Annotated in this window: 21 protein-coding genes and 3 pseudogenes; 10 read left to right on the forward strand and 14 right to left on the reverse strand. The window is 63.8% G+C overall.

Annotation, left to right across the window (positions count from 1 at the left end):
- Positions 1-72: 72 nt before the first annotated feature.
- Both IEY28_RS05535 and IEY28_RS05540 read left to right on the forward strand, forming a co-directional pair.
- Positions 73-879, forward strand: a complete 807-nt coding sequence (locus tag IEY28_RS05535; RefSeq protein ID WP_188995298.1) for a helix-turn-helix domain-containing protein — start codon at positions 73-75, stop codon at positions 877-879.
- A 292-nt stretch (positions 880-1,171) separates the two neighbouring features.
- Positions 1,172-1,930 (forward strand): MBL fold metallo-hydrolase, encoded by a 759-nt coding sequence (locus tag IEY28_RS05540; protein ID WP_188995300.1) that lies wholly within the window; start codon positions 1,172-1,174, stop codon positions 1,928-1,930.
- A gap of 1 nt (position 1,931) precedes the next feature.
- On the opposite strand, the gene IEY28_RS05545 is transcribed toward IEY28_RS05540, so the two are convergent.
- The 5 genes from IEY28_RS05545 to rqcH all read right to left on the reverse strand — a co-directional run bounded on the left by IEY28_RS05545 (position 1,932) and on the right by rqcH (position 8,246).
- Positions 1,932-3,089, reverse strand: a complete 1,158-nt coding sequence (locus IEY28_RS05545) for a sensor histidine kinase (RefSeq protein WP_188995301.1) — start codon at positions 3,087-3,089, stop codon at positions 1,932-1,934.
- Positions 3,090-3,211: 122 nt separating this feature from the next.
- Complete coding sequence (locus IEY28_RS05550) at positions 3,212-4,279, reverse strand: mRNA surveillance protein pelota (protein WP_188995303.1); 1,068 nt, start codon at positions 4,277-4,279, stop codon at positions 3,212-3,214.
- 39 nt (positions 4,280-4,318) lie between these two features.
- Positions 4,319-5,041: a DUF4013 domain-containing protein gene (locus IEY28_RS05555; RefSeq protein WP_188995706.1), complete on the reverse strand. Its 723-nt coding sequence runs from the start codon at positions 5,039-5,041 to the stop codon at positions 4,319-4,321.
- A 218-nt stretch (positions 5,042-5,259) separates the two neighbouring features.
- Positions 5,260-5,961 (reverse strand): DUF4013 domain-containing protein, encoded by a 702-nt coding sequence (locus tag IEY28_RS05560; protein WP_188995305.1) that lies wholly within the window; start codon positions 5,959-5,961, stop codon positions 5,260-5,262.
- 98 nt (positions 5,962-6,059) lie between these two features.
- Positions 6,060-8,246, reverse strand: coding sequence for a ribosome rescue protein RqcH (gene rqcH / locus IEY28_RS05565; RefSeq protein WP_188995307.1), 2,187 nt, complete (start codon positions 8,244-8,246; stop codon positions 6,060-6,062).
- Between the two features lie 387 nt (positions 8,247-8,633).
- Here rqcH and IEY28_RS05570 point away from each other — a divergent pair, with 387 nt between their 5' ends.
- On the forward strand, positions 8,634-9,248 hold the full coding sequence (locus IEY28_RS05570; protein WP_188995309.1) for a hypothetical protein: 615 nt from the start codon (positions 8,634-8,636) through the stop codon (positions 9,246-9,248).
- Positions 9,249-9,263: 15 nt separating this feature from the next.
- Here the strand turns inward: IEY28_RS05570 and IEY28_RS05575 are convergent, their stop codons facing one another.
- Entirely contained in the window at positions 9,264-10,301 is a 1,038-nt protein-coding gene (locus IEY28_RS05575; protein WP_188995311.1) for an NAD(P)/FAD-dependent oxidoreductase, read from the reverse strand.
- 68 nt (positions 10,302-10,369) lie between these two features.
- On the reverse strand, positions 10,370-11,080 hold the full coding sequence (locus IEY28_RS05580) for an MBL fold metallo-hydrolase (RefSeq protein WP_188995313.1): 711 nt from the start codon (positions 11,078-11,080) through the stop codon (positions 10,370-10,372).
- A 204-nt stretch (positions 11,081-11,284) separates the two neighbouring features.
- On the opposite strand from IEY28_RS05580, the gene IEY28_RS05585 reads away from it, so the two are divergent.
- Both IEY28_RS05585 and IEY28_RS05590 read left to right on the forward strand, forming a co-directional pair.
- Positions 11,285-12,127, forward strand: coding sequence for a hypothetical protein (locus tag IEY28_RS05585; RefSeq protein ID WP_188995315.1), 843 nt, complete (start codon positions 11,285-11,287; stop codon positions 12,125-12,127).
- 168 nt (positions 12,128-12,295) lie between these two features.
- A pseudogene (locus tag IEY28_RS05590) lies at positions 12,296-12,418 on the forward strand (IS1595 family transposase); the annotation flags it as partial.
- 219 nt (positions 12,419-12,637) lie between these two features.
- Here the strand turns inward: IEY28_RS05590 and IEY28_RS20905 are convergent.
- A complete protein-coding gene (locus IEY28_RS20905; protein WP_188995317.1) occupies positions 12,638-12,958 on the reverse strand; it encodes an antibiotic biosynthesis monooxygenase family protein in 321 nt (106 codons plus the stop codon).
- 208 nt (positions 12,959-13,166) lie between these two features.
- On the opposite strand from IEY28_RS20905, the gene IEY28_RS05600 reads away from it, so the two are divergent.
- The 4 genes and pseudogenes from IEY28_RS05600 to IEY28_RS05615 all read left to right on the forward strand — a co-directional run bounded on the left by IEY28_RS05600 (position 13,167) and on the right by IEY28_RS05615 (position 16,694).
- Positions 13,167-14,351: a trans-sulfuration enzyme family protein gene (locus IEY28_RS05600; RefSeq protein ID WP_188995319.1), complete on the forward strand. Its 1,185-nt coding sequence runs from the start codon at positions 13,167-13,169 to the stop codon at positions 14,349-14,351.
- Between the two features lie 239 nt (positions 14,352-14,590).
- Positions 14,591-15,176: pseudogene (locus IEY28_RS05605) on the forward strand (IS6 family transposase); the annotation flags it as partial.
- A 372-nt stretch (positions 15,177-15,548) separates the two neighbouring features.
- Positions 15,549-15,782 (forward strand): annotated as a pseudogene (locus IEY28_RS05610) (IS1595 family transposase); the annotation flags it as partial.
- Positions 15,783-15,890: 108 nt separating this feature from the next.
- Positions 15,891-16,694: a hypothetical protein gene (locus tag IEY28_RS05615; RefSeq protein ID WP_188995321.1), complete on the forward strand. Its 804-nt coding sequence runs from the start codon at positions 15,891-15,893 to the stop codon at positions 16,692-16,694.
- A 178-nt stretch (positions 16,695-16,872) separates the two neighbouring features.
- Here the strand turns inward: IEY28_RS05615 and IEY28_RS05620 are convergent, their stop codons facing one another.
- The gene (locus IEY28_RS05620) at positions 16,873-18,567 is read right to left on the reverse strand and encodes a tRNA uridine(34) 5-carboxymethylaminomethyl modification radical SAM/GNAT enzyme Elp3 (RefSeq protein ID WP_188995323.1); all 1,695 of its coding nucleotides are present in this window, start codon (positions 18,565-18,567) and stop codon (positions 16,873-16,875) included.
- A 110-nt stretch (positions 18,568-18,677) separates the two neighbouring features.
- On the opposite strand from IEY28_RS05620, the gene IEY28_RS05625 reads away from it, so the two are divergent.
- Positions 18,678-18,815 carry a hypothetical protein gene (locus IEY28_RS05625; protein ID WP_166970551.1) on the forward strand — a complete coding sequence of 46 codons (138 nt, stop codon included), beginning with the start codon at positions 18,678-18,680 and terminating at the stop codon, positions 18,813-18,815.
- Here IEY28_RS05625 and IEY28_RS05630 read toward each other — a convergent pair.
- The 5 genes from IEY28_RS05630 to IEY28_RS05650 all read right to left on the reverse strand — a co-directional run bounded on the left by IEY28_RS05630 (position 18,800) and on the right by IEY28_RS05650 (position 23,190).
- Positions 18,800-19,288, reverse strand: coding sequence for a cupin domain-containing protein (locus IEY28_RS05630; RefSeq protein WP_166970553.1), 489 nt, complete (start codon positions 19,286-19,288; stop codon positions 18,800-18,802). The genes IEY28_RS05625 and IEY28_RS05630 overlap by 16 nt on opposite strands.
- A gap of 39 nt (positions 19,289-19,327) precedes the next feature.
- The gene (locus IEY28_RS05635; RefSeq protein ID WP_188995325.1) at positions 19,328-21,553 is read right to left on the reverse strand and encodes an OB-fold nucleic acid binding domain-containing protein; all 2,226 of its coding nucleotides are present in this window, start codon (positions 21,551-21,553) and stop codon (positions 19,328-19,330) included.
- 65 nt (positions 21,554-21,618) lie between these two features.
- On the reverse strand, positions 21,619-21,882 hold the full coding sequence (locus IEY28_RS05640; RefSeq protein WP_188995327.1) for a hypothetical protein: 264 nt from the start codon (positions 21,880-21,882) through the stop codon (positions 21,619-21,621).
- 24 nt (positions 21,883-21,906) lie between these two features.
- Positions 21,907-22,539 carry a YIP1 family protein gene (locus IEY28_RS05645; RefSeq protein ID WP_188995329.1) on the reverse strand — a complete coding sequence of 211 codons (633 nt, stop codon included), beginning with the start codon at positions 22,537-22,539 and terminating at the stop codon, positions 21,907-21,909.
- 72 nt (positions 22,540-22,611) lie between these two features.
- Positions 22,612-23,190 carry an NADPH-dependent FMN reductase gene (locus IEY28_RS05650; protein ID WP_188995331.1) on the reverse strand — a complete coding sequence of 193 codons (579 nt, stop codon included), beginning with the start codon at positions 23,188-23,190 and terminating at the stop codon, positions 22,612-22,614.
- Positions 23,191-23,277 lie beyond the last annotated feature (87 nt).

The following is a 23,277-nucleotide window of genomic DNA, read 5'->3' on the forward strand; positions in this document are numbered from 1 at the left end:
CGCCGGCCGAACAGTCAAATCCACACCGGAGTCTCCACGAGATTCATTACGCTGGGATTCAGTGAGTCGTACATGTCCCTGCTGCCCTCGCGTGGTCCCGACGCGAGCGCGTCACAGGACGGGGAACTCCAGATCGTCGGTGTCGACGACGACGTCTCCGCTGTCCTGGACGCGCTCTCTTCTGAGACGGCCCGCGAGATACTCAACGCCGTCTACGACGACCCGGGAACGCCCTCCGAACTCGCCGACCGACTGGGGATGTCTATCCAGAAGGTCTCCTACCACCTCGAAAAGCTCGAAAACGAGGAACTCATCGCCGTCGCCGGGACCCAGTACTCCGAGAAGGGCCAAGAGATGAAGGTGTACGAACCGCCCGAGGACCCCCTCGTGCTGTTCGTCGGCACGCGGGACCGGAAGCGGTCGCTCAAGTCGCTCGTCAAGCGCCTGATGCCCGCCGTCGGTATCCTGACCGCCGCCAGTCTCGTCCTCCAGATACTGCTCGGCAACGTCCCGTTCCCGTTCGGGATGGGCGCCTCGGGGGACGGTGCCGAGTCAAGCGGGGCGGACGGCGGGTACTCGGTGTCCTCACAGGGCGGGAACGCGACCGAGACGCCGACGGCTGTCTCGACAGAGACGGAGGTCGAGACGACCGCTGGCGGCGACGGCGGCGGTATCAGCATCGCCGAAGCGACGGAGACGCCGACTCCGGCCCCTACCGAGGTGGCGACAGAGGAACCGGCTTCCCTCGATATGGCGACGGAGGTGGCGACGACGGCGGCCGGCGGCGGGTTCGAGATCGAACCGGGGCTGGCGTTCTTTCTCGGCGGCCTCCTCGTCGTCGCTATCGTCGCGGTGACGCTCGCCTACGCCGACTACTGACCGGATTCCGGTCGCTCAAAACTCGTTTTGAGCCTCAGATGGACTTTTTATATACCCGGTACAAGCCTAAATTGCGCCGTCGCGGGGCGACCCGGTTCACCCGATTCCGCCCTGATCCGGTGGCACGCTCCCCTGTCACCGCCCCACCGGTCCCCGTTGGCGGCCATCCGCTGCCCACCCCTCCGCTGACGCGGCCCTGAGCGGTCCCCCATACCCTCCCCCACTCAATCGCAGTCCGCCCACCCCGCTGACGACACCAATACCTTTGCTTCTCCGAGCGGTGGTCCCGCGTATGCGACTGACGTTTCTCGGCACCGGCAGCGCTATGCCGACCGGTCACCGCGCCCAGTCTGGCTATCTCGTCGAGAGCGACGGCGACGCTCTGTTGATCGACTGCGGTAGCGGCGTCCTCAATGCGCTCGCCCGCACGGACCGTGGGTACGAGGGCGTCGACACCGTCCTGCTCACTCACCACCACCTAGACCACGTCTCGGACCTCGACGTCCTGCTGAAAGCCCGGTGGCTGGCCGGCGAGACCGACCTGACGATAGCCGGCCCGCCCGGGACCCGGTCGCTCGTCGAGGACCTCCTCTCGGTCCACGAGTACATGCAGGACCGCCTCGATTTGACGCTCCGGGACGTCGACGGCCCCGTCTCGCTCGCCGGGTTCGACCTCGACCACTTCGAGACGAGGCACTCGATGCAGTGTTTCGCCTATCGGGTGACGCCCACCGCTGACGGCCCGACCATAGCGTTCAGCGGCGACTCGGAGGCGTTCATCGACCTCGTCGAGTTCGCCGACGGCGCGGCCGTGTTCGTCCACGACTGCTCGTTTCCCGACGACGTCGACGTCTCGAACCACCCGACCCCGGCCGCACTCGGCGATGCACTCGCCGGAGCAGACGCCGACATCGGCCGCGTCTATCTCACGCACCTCTATCCGCATACGGAGGGACGACACGAGGAGATGCTGTCGTCGCTCGGCGAGGCGTACGACGGCGACGTGCGGTTCGCGGAGGACGGCCTCTCGATAACGGTCGACGAGCGGTGACTCAGACGCGCTGGAGCGTGACCCGGAAGTCCGCCCCGCCCATCTCGCTCTCGCCGACGCGTACGCTCCCCCCGTAGGACTCGGTCAGCGCGCGGACGAAGCCGAGACCGAACCCGCTCCCGGAACTGTCCGGCCCCTTCGCCCCCATCTCGAAGATGCGCTCGCGGATGTCCTCCGGGACGCCGCTGCCGTCGTCCGCGAACCCGACGACGACTTGCTCGGTCCCGAGTTCCTCTTCGTAGACGCGCATCCGCACGTCACCATCGTTGTGGACGGCAGCATTCGAGACGAGATTCGCAAACACCGAGTCGAGCAGTTCCCCGCCGTACACTCGGTAGTCGAACGCCTCCGAGTCGAAGTCGACCGACAGATTCTCGTAGTTCCCCGCAACTTCGGTGACCGTCGTCCCGAGTAACGCTCCGAGGTCACGCGGTTCCGGTTCGTCCTGTGCTTCGAGCGTCGAGACGAGGCTCCCGACGCGTTCGATGAGGTCCGCGGAACTCCGGGCTGCCCGCTGTATCTTCTCGACGTACTCCTCGGTCTGCCCGTCGACGTCCGCCGCGACGGCGTCTGCGAATCCCGCGATGACCTGCAAGTCGTTACCGAGGTCGTGGCGCAGGAGGCGGTCGTACATCTCTATCATCTCCTTTCGCGTCTCTAGGTCCTGCCGTGCGCGTTCGAGATGTTCTCGGGAGCGAATGTTGCTGATGGCCGTCCCGGCGTGAGAGGCCAGAATCTCCAGCGGGCGACTCTGTTCTTCGCCGAAGGACTCGACGGACGTAGAGCGAGTCACCAGTATCGCCGTCACTTCCCCGCCGACCTGCGTCGGGACGGCGAGCGTGGCGGTCACGTCGGAGTCGGTGGTCATGCCAGCCTCGTCACCGGTGGCGATGACAGTCTCGCCGGCCTCCAGCGCTCGGACCGCGACGGCGCTCGGCTGATCGCCCGCCGCCAACCGGGGGTTCGTGCTGTGGACCACGCGCGGGTCACCGTCACGAACCTCGACGAAGGTCGAGTAAGAGAACTGAAAGAGCAGCGACATCGCTTCCAGTGTCAGCGAGACCACCTCTTCGACGGTCTCACACCGATTGAGCGCCTGACCGTACTTGTTCAAGTCGGCCACCTGTCGCGCGAAGTCCGGTTGTTCTTCGAATACCATCCAAGCCACTCCCGCGGAGTGTATACCCGTTACAAGGTAGGACAGGGAAAAACCGTTTCGGGCGATTACAAGATACGATACTCCGGGTCGGTGTCTGACCGACCCGCATTCACGACACAGTGTCAGTCGAGGCGGTAGCGAAGGAGTGCGGCGATACCGCCGAGGTTCGACAGTTGCTGTCCGGGTGCGAACTCCGCGGAGAAGACGGTCACCGACCCGCCTTTCTGCTCGGTGGTCTCGATGATGTGGTCGACGTCGACGTCCCAGTCGCCCTCGCCCGACCGTTCTTCGCGCAGTCGGTCGTCGAGTACCAACAGCGTCTCGATGGCGCCGAAGTCGGCGGCTTTGGCCACTTCGTCGGGGCCGTAGGCCACCTCACTTCCCTCACCGATGCGGGCCATGAGTTCGTCGATGAGGTCGGCCTCCTCGGCGATTCGGGTCTGTTGCTGGACGTCCTCGACGGCGCCACGTTTCAGGACTTCGTGGACGCCACGGTCACCGACAGCGGCGGTGTCGACGACGGTAATCTGCGCTGCGATGTCCGGAATCTCCTCCTCGAAGTAGTCCAGCGCGTCCTGTTTCGTGAACCCGGGGCCGGCGAGGATGTAGGCGTCCACGTCCTGCCGTTTGAGGACGGCGGCGAGTTCGGCGAACAGTTCGTCGCGGGGCCGGGCGTAGTCGCCTTTCCCCGTCGTCGACGTGATAGACGCTCGCTCTTCGGTGCCGTACTGTGCGACGGTGTGGACGTGGGCCTCGCCTTCCTCGACGGTGGCGATAGCCACGTCGGGGTTCTCGGTGGCTTCGACGGCTTCCTCCAGTCGGTCGTTCTGGTCCGGTTTCCAACGCTTCTCGACGGTCAGTTCGGTGTGTTCCTCGACGTTCAGCGTATGGTGAAAGCCCAGTTGGTCCTCCCGGGAACAGTCGACGATTTCGCCGCCGATTCGGAGGCGGTTCGCGAACTTCGCGAACTCGACGTCGGTGACCTCGATTTTCAACCACATCGGTTCGCGCTCCCCGCCCTTGTCACGGAGGGTGTCGTCGTTGCGCTGGATGCGCCGCGTGGTGTCACCGGAGACGTGGTCGCCGGGTTCGACGACGTGCGAGAGGTGCCAGAGGTCGTCGAGCGTCTCGGGGACCACCTCGACGCGTTCGCGACCCTCGCCGGTGGCCTGCCGGCTTTTGATCTGCATACCGAGTGGTGGGCCGCCCGTCCACAAGTGCCCTGCTATTCACACTGCGGGCTGGCCGGTAGTCGCGTCCTCGTCCGTCTCGCTCGCGATGTCGACGTCGGCGACGCCGGCCCCGATGGCGTAAGCACTGGCGACGTTGCCATAGAACACGACGAACGGTACCAGTAGTGCGCCGACGCCGGTGGCCGCGATGGCGCCAGCGAGTAGCTGTGCGAGGACGCCGATGGCGACGAAGACGAGCCATCCGATCGCGTAGCGCCGGTCGCCCGCGACGGACCGGAGGTCACCGGGCGAGAACGCCGCGCCGAACCGACCCGTCCGGGCGTAGGCGGCGACGCCCGCCGGAAGGAGGTACAGTGCGGCGAGCAACAGCACCAGCGTCACGGACAGCACCAGCAACGCGACCAGAACGCCCCCGGCGGCGAGCAGTCCGGTTCGTGGCCCGGTCCCGCCCTCGACGATGGTGACGGGAACGAGGAACAGGAACGCCGCGACGGCGATGGCAATCACGGGGACCAGCAGGTACACGAGCGAGATGACGAAAGCGACGACACCGTCTACGAGGAGGTCGCCCCACTCGTCGAACACGGGTGGGGCCTCGGTGTTGCCCGCCGCCACCTGTCGAACGACGCGGACGAGGTAGCCGTACACGAACAGGAGCGGGACGAACAGGAACCCCAGCAGACTCAACACGCCCCCGACGAGTAGCGTCTCGACTTTCTTCTCGCCGTTCCACGGAAATCTGAGTGCGTCTTCGAACATGGGTATCACCGTCACCGCCTCCGTCAGCGGCGCGAACGAGAACGCTCGTCGTCGGCCCGGCGTGGCAGTAACGAACGGAAGTACGCCTGCCGAAGGGATAAAGACGGGCTGAAAAGACACTACGAGTAGCCTGCCAGATTCGGACACGCTCGATAGCTACTGGTCGTCACTTGGACACTGACTGTCACAGAAAATCCGTTCTACCGCGCCTCGACCGCTCAGGCTGCGGGTTGGCTGGCCGGGGCGTCGGGCCCCTCCTCGACGGCGGGCATCTCCCGGACCGCCGAGCCGATCGCGTGGGCCCCCGCGACGTTCGCGTAGAACGTGATGAAGGGGGCGAGGATGGCACCGATGACCACGACGTTCAACAGGCCGATGACGATGCCGCTCAGGAGACCGATACCGACGGCGACGAGCCACCCGGTGGCGTAGGTTCGGCTGAAGGCCATCGGGCGGAGTTCGGCGGGCGAGAACGCCGCGCCGAGACGGTCGGTGCGGACCCACGCGACGACGGCCGCCGGAATCACGTATGCGACGAGCAACGAGACGGCGGCCACGAGGAGCGCCGTCACGACGGCGATGAGACCGATCGCCAGCCCCGTCCCGCCGTTGCTCCCGCCGATGCCGGCGGTGACGCCGGTGGCGAACAGCGCCACGATCGCGATGACCGTGGGCAGCAGCGCGTAGACGAACCCGATAGCGAACGCCTTCAGTCCGTCTACGAGCATCTCACCCCAGTCGTCGAACTCCGGGGGTTCCTCTACGCCGCCGAGTACCTGCCGGAGCGTCCGGACGACGTATCCCAGCACCAGGAAGGTGGGGACCACGAGGAAACTGACGAACAGTAGTAGCCCGCCGATGGCGATGTTCTTGACCGCGCTGTCGCTGTTTCGTGGGTAGTTTAGGGCTTCTTGAAACATTGTGGCTCCAGATACACGGCCGAGGACCGCCGATCGTGGCCTCTGTCTGTATCTACGTATAATACGACCAACAAGTATATAAGCCTGCGTGAGCCGTGCTACTCGTCGACCATCCGACTCCCGCCCGGCGGGAGGAACTCCTGAATCTTGTCCGGGCTGGCGACTTTCCGGACGAACGTCTCGTCGGCGAAGCGGTCCTTGAACTCCCGGTAGAGGCGCTTGGCGATGTCGTTCTGGGCGTACTGTCCGGGTTCGACGGTGATGCTCGTCGCCGCGTTCGGTCGGATTGCGGCGGGCGGGCCGCCGATGACCTGTGTTTGGTCCTCACAGGTGATGCCGACGGCGACGCCGACCGGCGTGTCCTCGAAGTAGGTCCGGTCACCGCGGACGGCGAACCCGCCCTTCTCCAGATACTCGCCGCTCTCGGGGGTCTTCGACACCTGTTCTGGGTCGACCATGTACACGTCGCCCGCGAACTTCCCGTCCTTCCAGACCGAGGAGTACGAGACGGCGAACTGCGCCGCTTCCTCGAGCGAGGATTCGGGGAAGTCGACCTCTTGAGCGGGTTCGCTCGGCCCCGTCGCCTTCAGCACCGTGACCGGGCCACCGTGGGCCTGTGCGTGGAAGAACTTGTCACCCCGCTCGCAGTACTTCTGGACGAGTTCCTCGTTGTCGTCGGCGTCCCGGCCGCCGATGACGAGGTAGCCGTCGGAGGTGTGGAACCAGCGGAACTGCTCGTACCACTGCTCGTTGTTGCGGATGGGGATAGAGGGTTCCGAGAGCCAGTCGGTGGGTTCGTCGTCGTCCTCCTCGTCCGGTTCCGGGGCCGCGTCGGTGTCCTCGGCCTCCCACTCCTCGCGGCGCTGTTTCACGGCTTCGAGGTCCTCGCGCGTGTCCTCGATGGCCGCCATCGCGCCCTCCTTCTTGCCCTCGATGCGCTTGGCCTCCTGATACAGTTCGTCCGCGTTCTTCTCGACGCCCTGACTGGCGTCGACGGTGACGCGGGTGCCGTCGACGTCGAGCGTGACGGTCCCCTCGCTCCCGTCGACGCCGACGACGGCTTCCGCCGCCGCGATACCGCGTTCCGCTCCCTCCTCGAACGTGGCCTCGATTTCGTCCCACGGCACGTCGTCCTCGCGGGCCTGCTGGGCCGTCGAGATGACCTCGTCGACGAGGTCGTAGCGGGCGTACAGCAGTTCGGCCTTATCGCGTTCGGCCTCGGCGTCGGCCTCGAAGTCCTCGATAGCGCCCTGCTGTTGCTGGATGATGTGCTCGTACTTCGAAATCTCCGCCTCGAAATCGGGGCGCTGGGTCTCGCCGCCCTCGACCTCTTGCTCCCGCTGGAAGTTGAAGAAGTAGTCGTCCAGCGCGTCGTTGAACGAGTCGAACGGCTCGCTGTACCGGTGGTCGTACTCTTCGAGCGGGATGGGCGTGACGTCGACGCGCTGGCGGTTCTCGTTGGCGGTTTCACCGCCGCCGTTTCGTTGCTCCGCTGGAGCAACGCTCTCCTCTGTGTCCTCGGCACCGTCGGGCGTGTCGTAGTACACCCGAGGATCGAGGTCACCGGTCCGCAGTCGCTCGCCGAGGTCCGTGACGATTTCGTAGAGGCGTTCGAGTTGCTCGTCGGTCACCTCATCGACGGGGACGTTGTAATCGATGTTCGCCCGCGTACACAGTTCCTCGCCGTAGAGGCCGCCGAAGTTGAGTTGCGTCGCCAGCGTCCGAACGATGTCCGAGTCGGACTCCCGGATCCGGGCGACGAACCCCTCGTAGTCGACGGTCAGGGGGTTGAACCGCGCCGACGGGAACTCGTAGGGCGTCCCGGGCGCGACGGTGCGTGACTTCAGGCGTACCGTCTCCAGACAGTCGATGACCTCGCCGTACTCGTCTAACACCGCGACGTTGCCGTCGCCGAACAGTTCCGCGACGATGGTCGTCGACCCGTCCTCGCGGTCGAACTCCAGTTCGACGATGCGGTCGAACTCGAACTGCTCGACGCGGACGAGGTCCGCCCCGGAGAGGCGGTTCCGGAGCATCATCGCGAAGTCCGGCGGCCGGCCCGGGGCGTCCGGAACGTGTTCGGCCGCCGCGACGTGGGCGCGTTTGACGTCACCGACTTCGATGATGAACTCCACCCGCCCGCGGTCGAAGTCCCGCATCTTCAGTCTGACAAGGTCGTCCTCGGCGTAGAGATACGCCTTGTCGAGTTTCGCGCCCTCGTAGTCGGCGAGTTCGCCCTCGAGGGCCGCGAGGTCGACGCTCGTCAGTTCCCGCTTCGTGTCCATGTCGGTGGCTGTCGGCGGCGACGCAAAGGCCTGTCGGGACCGGCGGACGACGGGGACCTGTGACAATCTGGCCGACAGACGGCGAGCGTCCGAAACCGATCACAGCCACCCAGTCGATGGCCGGATATGGACGAGCCGCGGTCGGAACCTCTCGCTCGACGGCGTGGGCTGTCCGGGCGTCCCGGAGTTGCAGGGGGACGTGAGCCGTGTCTGTGGACCGCCCAGCGGGACGGACTCCGGGTTCGGTATCGTCACGAATCCGACCGACGACTCCGGAATCCCCAGTCTGCCGCGTGCCGCGCTCACGTTTCGATTCTTCAGGGACCAGCAGACGACGCTCTCGGGCCTGAAGCCACCGTGGTCACTCCAAAAGTACGTCGACGGACGGTGGCACACGGTCAGACGACGACCATCCGCACGGAAGACGGGTTCCTCGCGACCGGCGGCCGTAGCCAGCGCACGTGGCGACTCACCGTGGACAACGACGTCACGGCGCGGCTGGACCCCAGAGCCGATACCGGCGGCGTCCGACTCGACGGCTCGGTCACTCGTGTTCCCGTCGCCGGTCTCGGCGGCGGCGTCTACGCCTTCGTCGTCGCCGGGTGGGCAGACGAGGGAGAGGCGCGCCGACCGATAGCCGTCGGGGCACGGTTCCGCCTCCGCGGCCCGCCGCTCGCGCTCTCACACACCGAGGCCGTCGAACGAGTGGACCATAGCGGGGCTACCGTCACGGTCGACGCCGACCCCGGTCTCGGCGACCCGGTGACCTACGTCCTCTCGTGCACACGACGAGCGGCCGATGCCCGGCAGATGCTCCCCGAGGAGGCGGTCACGAACCCCCCGGTTCGCAACCTCCTCGCCGCGTACGATCCAGCCGTCGAAGAAGTCGTCCTCCACACCCGCCGGCACCCGGCGTATCCGAACCCCGTTCTCGGCCCGGTCACGATGCGTGACACCGGGTTCGAGATACGTATCCGGGGTGAGACGAACACTAGCGAGTGAAAACGACACGCGTCGCTACGCGGTGTCCTCGGCGATTGCCTCGCCAGTTTCCAGTCCGTTCCGTACTGCCGCGTGGAGGCGCGGTTCGTCGGCTACCCAGTCGCCGGCGAAGTAGAGGTCGTGATCGGTGGCTCCCCGCAGCGCCTCGTGGTCGACGGTGGCCTCCGGTTGGGCGTACCGCCAGTGCTGATAGTCCGTCCAGTCGGGGTCGGTGAGTCGGTCGTCGTCCAGCAGGTGCGCGGTACGCTCGGCGATGGCCGAGAGCATCTGGTCGGGACGCTCGTCGTAGTTGGCGACCGACCACGGCTCGTTCATCTGGACCACCAGCAGCGACTCGCCGTCGGGGACGTGACCGTCCTTGCACTCCTCGCGGGCGACCCACCCGACGTCGTGGTCCTTGTCGGTGTTGACCGCGCCGTACCACGGGACGTCGAGTTCGAACGGGTAGTGGAAGACCCCCGTGACGACGGTGCGGTACGGCACCGACGCGATGGCCTGTCGGAAGTCCCGGCAGTCGTCGTGGTCCCACCGTGCCTGTCCGAGCAGGTCTGCCGTCTGCGGGGCCGGCGGGGTGAGGAGGACGGCGTCGAACTCACCACGGTCTGTCTCCTCGTCGTCGACGATTCGCCACCCGTCGTCCGCTCGGTCGAGCGTCTCGACGCGGACGCCGTTGTGGACGGTCGCGTCCGTCTCGGCGAACAGGCGCTTCGCGAGTTGCGTGATGCCGGCCTCGTAGGTCCACTTGCGTTCGTCTGCCTCCCGACCCTCGTCGATGCCGCCGGTTCGCTCGAAAGTGTAAATCGGTGCCTCGACGTCGACGAGACCGTCGGACGGGAGCGTCTCGGTCACCAGTTCGGTGACGCGGTCGTCGGCGTCCTTGAGGTAGTTCGCCCCGTACTCGTAGGTGCAGTCGTCCTTCCGCCGGGTGGCCGCCCGACCACAGACGCCGCGACTCTTCTCGAAGACGGTCACGTCCACCGGCGCGTCCCGGAGTGCGTAGGTCGCCGCGGCCCCGGCCGCTCCGGCACCGACGACAGCCAACCGCGCTATCATACTCGGACGGAGGGCCGACGCGAGTAAATAACCATCCCCACACAGGTCAGGTGTTCGTCGTCGCGGGGTTAGACCTGACTGGCGAGCGTCCGGAGCGCGTCGTCGCCACCGACTGTCAGCGGGTCGCCGTGACCCATCGCCACGATTTCGAACGGGGGGATTCGCGCCGAGAGGTCGGCGATGCTCCGCCGGAGACGATCCATGTCGTAGGAGTCGCCCCAGAACGGGGTCGTCAGGTCGCCGTCGTCCTCCCAGACGAGATCGCCGAGAAACGCCGCCGAGGCGTCCGCGTGGTGATAGACGACGTGGCCCGGGTTGTGACCCGGCGTGTGGTACGCGGTGAACCCGCCGATGGCGTCACCGTCGGCTACCGGTTCCAACACGAGGTCCGGCAGGGGAAAGAGTCGTCTGCTGGCCCGGTGGAACAGTCCCTTGTGGTGGAGCAGTTCGGGGTCGACGTGGCCTTCGAGCAGTGCGAGGTCGTCAGTTCCGACCGACACCGGCCCGTCGAACTCGGGGACGAGTCGGTTCAGACCGCCGACGTGGTCGAGGTCGTAGTGGGTCAACAGGACCCGGTCGAGGTCCGCAGGGCCGTAGCCGACTGCCGCCAGTTCGTCCACGATGGTTGGTTCGTTCCACCACAGGCCCGTATCGACCAGCGTGAGGGCGTCACTCTCGCCGTCGAAGGCACTCTCGTCGACGAGATAGGCGTTCGAAGCGAGCGGCGGAAACAGCCCGAGTTCCAGCAGCCACACGCCCTCACTGAGACGACGAACCATGAGGTAGACAGGGTCCGAACCGGCAAAACGGTGCGGAATCGTGTGAGTGTGTGCCTACCGAGAGGGTCGGTAGCAGCGCCACCCAGCCCCCCGTACTCGGCGTCGACCGGGTCCCAGTGACGTCCGATAAGGCCGCCTTATCGGCAGCGTGCCAACGATAGCCGCTGATTGTTTATTGGACCGTGGTTTGTGACCGCACACCACATGCCCGACGAACTCACGGCCGGGTCGCTCTCCCGGCGCGACGTCCTGCGGGCCTCGGGAGGTGTGTTCGGTCTCTCGGGGGGCGGCACGAGCGCCGGCCCAGCCATCTCGTTTAGGCCCGACTGTCCCGACGCCACGACGCGGCCAGCGATGCGTGACTGCGAGGACGCGACCACGGCCGGGTGTGCGGACGAGCACCCGCGGACGAAGGAACTTCGAGACGAGGCCACGAGGGCGCTAGAGCGCGACTTCTCGACAGTCGGCGCGCTGCTCGAAGACGGCTTCGTCCCGTACTTCGACCTGCTGACCGACGGCGATTCCGGTGGCTGGTCACACTGGCTGAACCCACGCTACATCGGTGACGAGTCGATACTCGACGCCGGTCGGCCGGCCGCTATCATGGTCGACAACAAGTGGTGGCGCCCCCTCGGGGTGATGTTCGTGGCGACGCGAGACGGTGAGCAACTCGACGACCCGCCGTCTGTCTACGGCGGGGCCGACGAGGACGCCGACGCGCGCTGTTCGCCGTGGCACCACCACGTCGGCCTCCCGGGGCGATACGCGTGGTGGAAGTACCAGCAGGTGTGGGGCGACGGGGCCGAGACGGGCCTCCGACTGCCCTGCCGGACGCCCTGTATGATGCACGTCTGGACGCTCCCGAACCCGAACGGCGTCTACGCCCACGGTCCGCCGCCGCAGGGGAGTCGCGGCGGTCCGCCCGCGGAACCGGCGGGGTTCGAGACGTCGGCCACTCCCGGCGAGGACGAACTCGGCGTCGACGTGCTGGCCGAGGAACTACTGAACAGCACCGTCGCAGAACGGTCCCGACGACGAGACTCGTGACTCAGCCGTCGAGGAACTGCCGCCAGTCCCCGCCCTCGGCCAGTTCTTTCAGCGCCTCGGCGTGGTAGTCGACGAGCCGTTCGAGTCGCCAGCGAGCGACCGGCGCCCCGAGACGGCCGAAGGGGAAGCGGCATCGTAAACGTCACGTCGCCGGTCATCACGGTCCCGCCGTCGACGGGCGTCTCCAAAGACAAGCTAACACCGTCTCTCAGAGCGTTTCAACTACGGCGAGAGTTATATCGAAAACCGGACCGAGATGCTCTCAAGCGCGCTGTTCGGGCGACGCTGTGAAATCAACGATGTGCTACACATGAGCGAATGCGACACGGTCTAATTGAGCGGCCTTGTTGAAAGCCTCAAGCGATGATCGGGTTCAGCAGCCGTGCTGAATAGAAGTCGCGTATCTTACAGGAACAGGAGATGTCGATTGGGAGTCTCTGCGTTGAGCGATACAGGGAGGTCCCCGTTATCCGCTTGCCGACTTCACTAATCAAAACCAGCCGACAATCCTTACGCTAACGGGCTAGCATCGTCACCGAACCCACACCCATACGTCTCTATGACTTCCGTAATGGTGACCTCATACGCATCGTACCACTCCGTCCACCGCTGTTTCGCGCGTTTGTGGTCCGCATCCACTCCAAACGACTCTAGCGCGTCCAACGACTCCCAGTAATAGACGACAAGAACCGCCTCACTATCTGGTGCATGCCACGTCTGCTTGCCCAGATATCCCTCTGTGTCCTCGGCAGCCGCTTGTATCGCGTCATTCAACTCATGAAACTCCGTATCGTACGCACCCGGAATAAGACGGAACGTTACTAAATACATCTGAATCACTCACCCACCCTCACGAACAAGACGCTTCTCCTCAAAGCCTACCCCGGTTAGCGATCAACAACCAGCTGGTTCTCGCCGAGGCGAGGTTTGGATTCTGGCCACCCTCGCCGGGAACTTCACGCCTATCCTTCGCAACTGAGAACGTTCCAATGAACACCCCTCTAAACCGGGTCCGAGTAGGTCCCGTGGTGAGCATCCGATGACAAGACACAATGACCAGTCCGACAGGGATCGGTTCGGAACCATCGCAGTCGGCGCAGCTGACACCGAGACGCATCCGCACAGAGATGGAACGAACGACGTCGTCCCGCCGATCCACCTCTCGACCACGTTCGAGTGGGCCAGCGGAGAGGACGGCAATGAACACGACTACTCACGCGAAAGCAATCCGACGCGGGCAGCCCTCGAAGCGCAGTTAGCCCGCCTTGAAGGCGGTGAGCACGGATTGGCGTTCGCCTCCGGAATGGCTGCCACATCGACGACGATGCTGTCGCTAGTCCCCCCGGAAGGCCACGTCGTCTCTTCGGACACCATCTATAGCGGAACCGAAAAACTGCTCACGGATCACATGGCCGGACATCTCGACGTTGACATCGACTTCGTTGACGCCCGCGACCCCGACAACGTCGCCGATGCCGTCACTGCAGGAACGGACTTGATCTGGGCAGAAACACCGTCGAACCCCTTGATCAGGTTGTGTGATATCCAGGCGATAGCCGACATCGCCGATGACCACGATACCCCGTTCGGCGTGGACAGTACCTTTGCGAGTCCGTACTACCAAGCCCCACTCGAACTGGGTGCTGACGTCGTCGTTCACAGCACCACCAAGTATCTCAACGGGCACTCAGACTCGATCGGCGGTGCCGTTATCACCGACGACAGTGAGGTTTCCGAGCAATTGGCGTTCGCGCAGCGGGTTGGGCTTGGGAATATGCTTTCGCCGTTCGACTGCTACCTCGTTGCGCGAGGTATCAAGACGCTGCCCGCGCGGATGGAACATCATGAAAAGAACGCGATGGAAGTCGCCCGGTTCCTCGAACGCCACGAGCGGGTCGCTAGTGTTCACTACCCGGGTCTTGAGAGCCACCCGCAACACGAGCTCGCGAGTGAGCAGATGTCGGGATACAGCGGGATGCTGTCCTTCGAGTTCGATGGGACACTCATCGAACTCGAGGCGTTCGTCGAGGGACTTGAGGTATTCACGCCGGGCGCGAGTCTCGGTGGGGTCGAGAGCCTTGTTGAGGTGCCGTCACTAATGATCCCCGACGAGTTCAGTCGTAGTGAGGCTTCAGCGGAAATTCCCGAGACGTTGGTCCGGGTATCTGTTGGCCTCGAAGACGCCGATGACCTCTGCGAGGATCTTCGGACGGCGCTACCGTAAGCAGAACCCGGTTCATCGTAGCCTGTCCACCAACCTGAGTAGCAGAGAATCGAATGATTACTGAATACATTTTCTGCATCTCGCAGGACGGTTCTATCAGTTTTTGAGGGTTTCAACAGAGCCAGTTGAGCCAGTTTGAGTTGAGAAGTAAGCAGGTCGTTGAGTGAGTTGGACTAGAATGCTCGCAGACCTGCTCAAGAGAGCTATGCGGCAGATTTAGAAGATCTTTGGGAGAGCGAGCGGACGGTTGTTCACTCAGAGAAACAACAACGATTCTCGCTGAATTAGGCGTTGAACGTTCACATGGAGCTGTTTGGAACTGGGTGCATCGGCTGGCCGACAGCGGGTGCGATCCGCCTGCGGCGCAGCCGAAGCGGGTCGCCGTCGACGAAACCACTGTCAAGATCAACGGAGAGTGGTCTTGGTTGTACGCTGCAAGAGACATCGACACAAAATCGATTCTCGACGTCGCGTTGTTCGGTCGGCATGGCACCAATCCGGCGGCAGCGTTGCTGCATGGACTCCGCGAGAAACACGATCTCTCCGAAGCTGAGTTTCTCGTCGATCAGCTCGACTATCGGACTGCCCTCTCACGACTCGGACTGAACGGTCGGGTCAACTATACCGACCGAAAACCTCATCGAAAAGTGGTTTCACGCCCTCAAAATGCGTATCGACTCCTTCCATAATTCGTGGGTGGGCAGTCGGGCGAGCGTCCGAGGATGTCTCGAACAGTTCGCGCATTACTACAACTATCAGAGACCGCATCAAGCTCTCGATGGAAGCGTGCCAGTCGAGGGGTGCAGAACTAGACAGTGCCAATAAAATATAATTTCAAATATTTATCCTAAATATGAACTTCTTATACGCTGGGCGTTTTAATGAATACAGAATGAAATACGGCACAGAGGTGACTGTTGGATTAACCGTTCTCCTCCTTTCAGCAATTATTTATCCAGTTATCGTTCCAATTGATCCAATTTTAACAAGTCTTTATAACATAATTGTAGTGATTATCACAATAACCTTCGTGATTTCTACATACACACTCAAAAAGCGTGTATTATAAACGAAGGAGATATATTAGTGTATTGTACAAGAGTCCGTGGCCCAATTTTGAGGGGAGAGTTGCATCTATTCACTGAAAAGATGTTTTAAAATTGGGAGCGACATATTTGTTTGCCGGATTGCCGGATCAACGGTTTCGCACGCGAATACGTCGTCCACAGTGACGGCGAATACGCCGACGACGAGGTGCACGTCAACACTTGCGAGCGCCACACGTCGCTGACGCGATGGTGGCTCTCGCCTCACCGAGGCGTCTCCAAAGACAAGCTAACACCGTCTCTCAGAGCGTTTCAACTACGGCGAGAGTTATATCGAAATCCGGGCCGAGATGCTCTCAAACGCGCTGTTCGGGCGACGCTGTGAAATAAACGATGTGCTACACATGAGCGAGACACAAAGCCGGTAATGGGAAAGCGAACATGCAAGAGCAGAACGAGATTTTTACACCCCCACATTGAAGGATAAGATGACATGACTATTATTACCCGAAGACATGCCATTGCCAGCAGTTTGGCGCTCGTTAGTGGTTGTATTACTAGGGAGAATGGCAATACGCAACCGTCTCATACTACAACTAGTAACGGGAACGAACAAAAGTCCTACAGAGATGGATCTGAATCAAACACGAAGTCGCAGGCATCCGAACTAGATCTCTTAGATCCAACAATAACGTTCGAGTACGGTGATTCTTTTAACAACGGAGGTCTGGAAATCACGGTTGGAGAACCTGATATCAGAACATCCGTAGAGATCAAGGAGAGAGGCCCGTCAAAAAAACGAACCCCGACAGCACATAACTCAAAATCGGTTGAAAGCTCATCTACAGATTCAGTTACTGAGAAAGAAACAACATTTCAACGGATTAAATTACCGGAGGGCCGTGCTGTTGTACTAGTCCCGATCCAGTTCCATAACACGAACACGAATCAGGATGTTCGAATTTCTGCTCCGAACGTTGCCTTGACGACTGATGGGAAGAAGTATATTGAAGATCAGACAATAAATTCACCGGATATCGCCGATCCAGTCTCATCCTACGACATTAAAGGATTCTCAGATTTGCTAGGACGCTGGACTATGCATGGCACTAAAATTGAAGCAAGTGAAAGAGTGGAGGATGTTGCGATGATTGAAATCCCAGCTGGCATTACTGCGGGTGAATATAATATAGTGTTTCATCCATATCTAAGCGGTTTCGGTGATCAGTATTATGAATCTCGGACAGCTGCCTGGACGAAGAGTGTAGACGATACAACGGATGCAGTTAGCAAATAAAATCAGTATCCAGTAGATTCACTATCAAAGAGAGACGTGTGGAATCCTGGTTAGCTTTTAGTTACGAATACAGCACCCCTTCGTATCGGATAGACGTCTTCGTCACTCGCTGACTCACGGCGCTTCACGCCGTTCGTCTGCCGCGGTCGCGAGCGACCGCGCGCCGCTCGCCCCGTCCTCACTCCAACCGCTTCGAGACGTAGGGGCCGTCTTGCACGTAGTCGAGTTTGTCCCGGTAGTACTCCCGGACGCCGATACCCGAGATGACGGCTATCTTCGAGAAGCCGGCGTCGCGGGCCAGTTCCTCGGCCTTGCGGAGGAGTCGCTTGCCGTAGCCCTTGTGCTGGTGGTCGTCGTCGCCCGCCGACTGCCCGAGGCCGACGGCGTTTCCGTAGACGTGGAGTTCCCGGACGAGCGCGGCGTCCTCTAGCTCGCGGCGTACTGGGTCCGCCGCCGCGGACGGCGACGAGCGGCCGTCCGCGTGGGAGGGAAACCGCAGGCGACAGAAGCCCACGAGGACGTCGTTCTCGAAGTCCTCGAAGGAGACGAAGTGTTCCGTGCCGCCACAGGCCTCGTAGGTCATGACGTCGAGTTCCACGTTTTCGGCCACCTCGTCGCTGTGACCGGCCTCCCGACAGCGGATGCACTCGCAGGTCCAGTCGTGGTTCTCCATCTCTTTCCAGGCCAACTGGCGGAGGTTCGACTTCCAGACGCCGCCTTCGATGAAGTCCGCCGGGATGTCGCGCTGGACCCGTTGGAGGCGGGTGTAGCGCGGAATCATGTCCTTGATTTCGGCGACGAGTTCGGCGGCCTCCTCGTTGTCCAGCGGGTCGAACTCCTCTTTCTGCCACCAGTCGTAGGTGACCGTCCCGGGGACGACCAGCGTCGGGTAGATCTTGAGGTAGTCGGGCTTCCAGCGCGACTCCGAGAAGATACGCCGGAAATCCTCCAGACACATCTCCTTGCTCATTCCGGGCTGGCCGGGCATCATGTGGAAGCCGACCTTGAACGCCGAGTCCCGGAGGCGGCGGTTCGCGTCGATGCTCGCCTGCACGCCGTGGCCGCGGTGCATCTCGCGGTTGATGCGCTCGAACGTGGTCTGGACGCCCACCTCGACTTTCGTCCCGCCGAGGCGAAGCATCCGGTCTATCTGTTCGGGATCACACCAGTCGGGCTTGGTCTCGAAGGTGGTGGCGACGTTGCGCACGTCGGCGGTCTCGTTCTCGGCGATGACGTCCTCCAGATAGCTGAACTCGTAGTCGTCCTCGGCGAAGCTCACGTCCTCGGCTGGCTGGGGGTCGGCGTCGACGTCGAAGTCGTTCATCGCCTCTAAGGCCCGCTTGACGAACCACTCCTGGTAGTCGTGGCTCCGGGCGGTCATCGTCCCGCCCATGATGATGAGTTCGGCCTTATCGACCGGGTGGCCGATTTCGCGAAGTTGGTTCAGGCGCAGGGTGACCTGTCCGTACGGGTCGTAGTCGTTCTGCTCGCCGCGAGCGGCGGCCGGTTCGTGGCCGGTGTAGGACTGGGCCGAGGAGAACTCCGAGTCCGGGCCGCCGGGACAGTAGAGACACTTCCCGTGGGGACACCGCTCGGGCGAGGTCATGATGGCGATAGGCGAGACGCCCGATGCGGTGCGGACCGGTTTGCGCTGGAGCACCTCCTCTAGAACCTCGCGGTGTTCCTGTGGTGCGTAGTCCAGCAGTTCGGAGTTCTGCGGTACTTTCGGGGCCGAGAACTCCCGGCAGACGTCTATCTTCGCCGACTCGACCTCGTCGCGTTCGACCTCGCCGGCGAGGATGCGGTCGACCAGCTCCGCACACACCTGCTGGAAGGCCTCTGTCTCCTCGGGGTCCGGCGTCTCGGTGCTCATCGCTGTTGTCCGTTTTCGTCGTCTCGCGCGAATAAGCGTGTCGCTCGGACGTGGGCGGTCCGCGCACGTCCACGTGGGTTTGAAGCAGCCCGAAACCGTACACTGGTGGTATGACCACGGAGGCCACAGAGTCCGAGAGCGCCGAGCGACCGACGTTCCGCGGCTGTGTGTTCTGTTACTCCGCCGAGTGGGCCTACTACGGAGCGAAGAAAGCCGTCGGAGCGGTTTCCGGTCACTCCTCCCAGTAGGCCATCTCGGCGTGCAGGTCCAGATACGTCGAGATGCTCCGTTCGTCGCTGTCGCCGCCGGGGGCCGCGCCGGCGTACAGCCCCACCATGTCCTTGTCGGGATAGACGGTGATGTCCGGTTCCGCCATCGTCGAGACCATCAACAGACGGAGTCCTTCGTCACCAGCCTCGATTTCGTGCGCTGACTCTTCGCCGGCCGGGAGCGCGACGTAATCGCCGGGTTCGAGGGCGTGTGCCTCCGCGTCGGGACCGAGCCACAACGTCCCCGACCCCTCCCGTACGAACATCGCCTCTTCGTTGCCCTCGTGATAGTGACGAAGCCACAGCCGTTTGCCGGGGGCGACGTCGTACAGACTCGCGCCGATGTCCTCGCCCCCGGCCGGGGGCGCGAGTTGCTTGCGTCTGAACGCTCGCTTCCCGTGGTCGTAATCAGTCCAGTCGATGTCGTCGACGTTGACGGGGCCAAGAGACATATCGTCACCTCGTATCGCCCCGATAAAAAGTTGGCGTCGTTACAGGTCGTCGCTGAGCGTCGACAGCGTCGCGTCGAGGACGGCAGACTGCTCGCCGGCCAGATACCGGATGGAGCCCTCGCGGACACTCCGAGTCGCGACGCCGCCTTCCGGCACCGCCTCCGCGACGGCGTCGGCCAGTTCGTGGAGGTCCACGTCGGCGTCGGTACGGACGTACAGCGTGTCCGTCGCGACGCCCACGACGGCGTCGACCTCGGCGCGGATCTCGCGGTGGAGTTCGTCGAGCAGGAGCGTCTCCGGCGGGAACTCGTACTGATGCGAGAAGGCGTCGGTGTCGAGGACGGCTATCTCGCTGTCCGCGACGGTCTGGACGTCGATGTTCGCGCGGGCCGTCGAGACTTCCGTGTCGACCTTCTCGCGGAACTGCTCGGCGACGTGGCCGGCGAGGCCGCCCACGTCGTCCTCGTCGTCACCGAACACGAGGTCCGTGATGAGTTCGCGCTTGTCCTCGTAGGACTGGTAGTACGCCTCCAGCGCGACGGCCTCGCGCAGTTGCGTGACCGCCGTCTCGTCGTAGCCGGCCTCGCTGGCGGCGTCGAGGTAGGACTGCGGCGTGTCCTCCCAGACGCTCACGGCGGGCAGGTGGCGCAGGTCGTCGCGCACGTCGTCGTTGACGTGTGCGGCGACGTTCGCGGCCAGCGCCGTCGCAGTCGTCTCGGGCGCGTCGGCAAGACTCGGTGAGACGACCGCGTCCACGGCGTCGGTCACGGCACCGTCGACGTCGATGTCGTCGATGACGACGGTCGGCGCACCGTAGACGTTCAGCAGTTCGAAGCCGTCGAGGCTCTCGCGGGTGCCGCCGGCGGCGACGAAGACGAACAGCGGCAGCGTCTCGTCGTGACGAGCCCGGTTGTCGAGCATCGTCGTGGTGTCTTTCGTCGCGTCGTCCATGTCGTAGACGCCGCCTTCGAGCGGCCGGCGGTCGAAGTAGTGGTACTGGGCGTCGGACCGTCGGTGCTGGTCGGTGACCAGCGGGAGGGCCGCGCGTTCGAGCGCGCTCCCGGCGAGGTAGCCGTCGGCCGTGTTCGCGTGGCGGACGATGACCGGGCGGTCGGTGAGGACGGCCTTCCGGATGTGGGTCGCCACCTCGACGAGGTCTTCGGAGAGGGCATCGACCGTCGAGTCGTCCGTCAGGGGGTCGACAGCCTCGGGTCGGGCCTCGTCGTCCAGCGCGTCTGCGAGTCGCTGCTCGACGGCGTCGCGCTCGTCCGCTTCGAGGACGGTGAGGGCTGCCGTCTCGACCTGAATCTCCCCGCGTCGGCGGCGAACCTCGCCCTCGAATCGGGCCACGTCGCCCTCCTCGACGTCGGGGTAGGCGCGGACGCCCGCCTCGACGAAGGCCGCACAGTCGACCGTGCCGGTCTCGTCCTGCAGTTCGAAGACGGTCGGTCCGGACGTCTGGCGGATGCCGACGACTTCGCCCTCCAGTCGGACGTCGTCACCGACGTGGTCGTCGAGGGTGCCGACGGCGACGACCGACAGGGCCTCGGTTGCTGCTTCCTCGGCGGCCGCTGTGGCGTCCTGTTCGTCGGCCTCGACGACGGCGGTGGCCCCGCCGGTCGACGCGGCGCTCGTCTCGTCGCTCGTTGCGTCGTCGCTCCCCTGTCCGACCGTACCGCCCGCACCGTTCACGCGGTCGGCGTCGCCGGTCTGACTGACAGCACCGGCAGACGTCTCGTCAGCATCGACAGCCGCTTCAGCCGAATCATCGGCGGGCTCGTCGACGTCTTCGGAGGTCGCTTCGGGGGACTGAGGCGACTCCTCGTCCCCGTCAGCGTTTCCCGACTGCTCTGGGGCTTCGGTCGTCTCCTCGTCTTCGTCTTCGAGGAGCGTCGAGTGCCCCACGTCGGGGTCGTCGACGAGGACGCCGCGGAACTCGCGCTCGGACTGGCGGATGGACCAGCCGAGGTCCACGTTGCCGTTGTCACGGACGTTCTTGACCTGCACGAACACTTCGTCGCCCGAGTCCCAGTCGAGGGAGTCGAGGCGGCGGTCCAGTTCGCTCCGGTGGAGGAGGCCGGTGACGCTGTCACCGATGTCGACGAAGACGCCGAACTCGGCGAAGCCGTCGACGCTGCCGCGGTAGTATCGACCGACCGATAGCTGGTCGGGACTGGTGCCTCTGAACTCGAATACGGCATCCTCCTCGTGGAGGTCACAGATGCGTCCGTCGACGGACGTGCCGCAAATGATACACGAACCCATTGCCCGGACGAAGCGCTTCGGGCCTAAAACTGTTGTCGAATTACGCGCGAGGGTGAGGCCGACTCTCAGTCGAACAGCTCGCTCTCGGATTCGAGCAGTTCGAGCCCCTCAGCGACCGCTCTGGCCTGTTCGGGGAACAGCGCGACCTCTATCTCGCTGCCCTGTTCGTCCTCGAAGGCGAGTTTCACGCGCTTGTCACCGTACTCGCGAACGTCGACGCCCTCGACGTCGTACATCTTGATCGTCGCCTGCTTGTTCGACGGGCCGACGTTCTTGAACGCGCCGTCTTTCAGTTCGAGCATGAACTGCTCGATGTCGAGACTGAGCATGCCGACACTGCGCGGTGCAGACGCCTAAAACCCCGCACTACCGAGGAGCCAAAGCGCCGCGTCGAACCCGCGAAACCCGTAGCCAAAGACGATGGCAGCGGGCAGGGCCGCGACCGCGGCGGCGATGCCGATCCGCAGGTCGTGGATGACCGAGGTCCCGACGACGTAGAGGGCCGCGCCCCACGCCGTCACGAGCACCCGGAGTTCCGGCGACGGAAGGCCGGCCAGCAGGCACGGCGCCATCGCGTAGCACATGACCTGTACCGTCTCGCTGACGCCGCCGCGGTCCGGCGCGACGGGCAGCAACAGGAGCGTCTGGAGTGCCGCCGTCAGGTGGACCGTCGCTGGCGTGACGAAGACGATGACGGCGAGCAGTGCCAGTACCGCGATGCCGGGCGTGAAATCGCCGATGGCGGGGTAGAGGAACGGCCCCGTGGAGACGAGGCCGCGCCGCGCGAGGTCGACGACGAGGAACCGACTCGCCTCCTCGACGAGGACGACCATCGCCGCGAACACCAGCCCCGGCGCCTGATCACCGGGCGCGACGCCGGTCCGGAAGAACCGCCGCGGCCGGATCAGAATCTCGGCCCACGCGCGCAACAGCGCACTCGGCCCCCTGTCGCGCCCGCCCGTCGGGTTCTCGACCCACTGTGTCACGAGCCAACGTAGCGACTGAGCGAGTAAGACGGTTGCGAGTCAGGGTCGTCGGCGCGGTTGCACTCCGGTCAGTTAATCGTCTGCCCCGACGTTCTCCGTGCTCTCGAGGCACGGCGGGTCGGGTTCGATGTTGGCGTACTGGACCGCTTCCTCGCCGAGCGTCGCGACGCGGTCCTCGACGTCGGCGTCGACGATTTCGCCGTTCTCGACGCTGTTTCTGGCCTGTGGGATGGCGGCCTGATGCGGGATGACCCAGCAGTTCAGCGCCCGACACACCGACCGGAGGTGTTCGAGCGCGGTGATGGGAAAGCTCCCGCCGGCGACGGCGAGCAGGCCCACCGTCTTGTTCTCGAACTCGTCGAATCCGCAGTAGTCGAGCGCGTTCTTCAGCGGTGCGGAGTACGACCCGTGATACACCGGCGTCCCGAGGAGGATAGCGTCGGCTTCGCGTACTGCGTCGGTGAGTTCGGGAGCGTCACCCGCTTTTCCGTCGTCTGCGTCGAAGACGGGGAGGTCGAACTCGCGGAGGTCGAGCAGTTCGGTCGTCGCGCCCGCCTCTCGCGCCGCGTCGAGTGCGCGTTCGACGCCGACGCGCGTGTAGCTATCGTCACGGAGGCTGCCGGCGACACCGACGACGTGGGGTCGGGACATGTATAGGGCGAGTCGCGCGTCGAGTAAAGGGATAGCGGAACGGTACTGGTCGATGAGTCTGACAGATTGCCGACGCCCTCGCCATCG

The organism is Haloarcula pellucida (assembly GCF_014647235.1).
In the GTDB taxonomy this organism is placed as follows: domain Archaea; phylum Halobacteriota; class Halobacteria; order Halobacteriales; family Haloarculaceae; genus Haloarcula; species Haloarcula pellucida.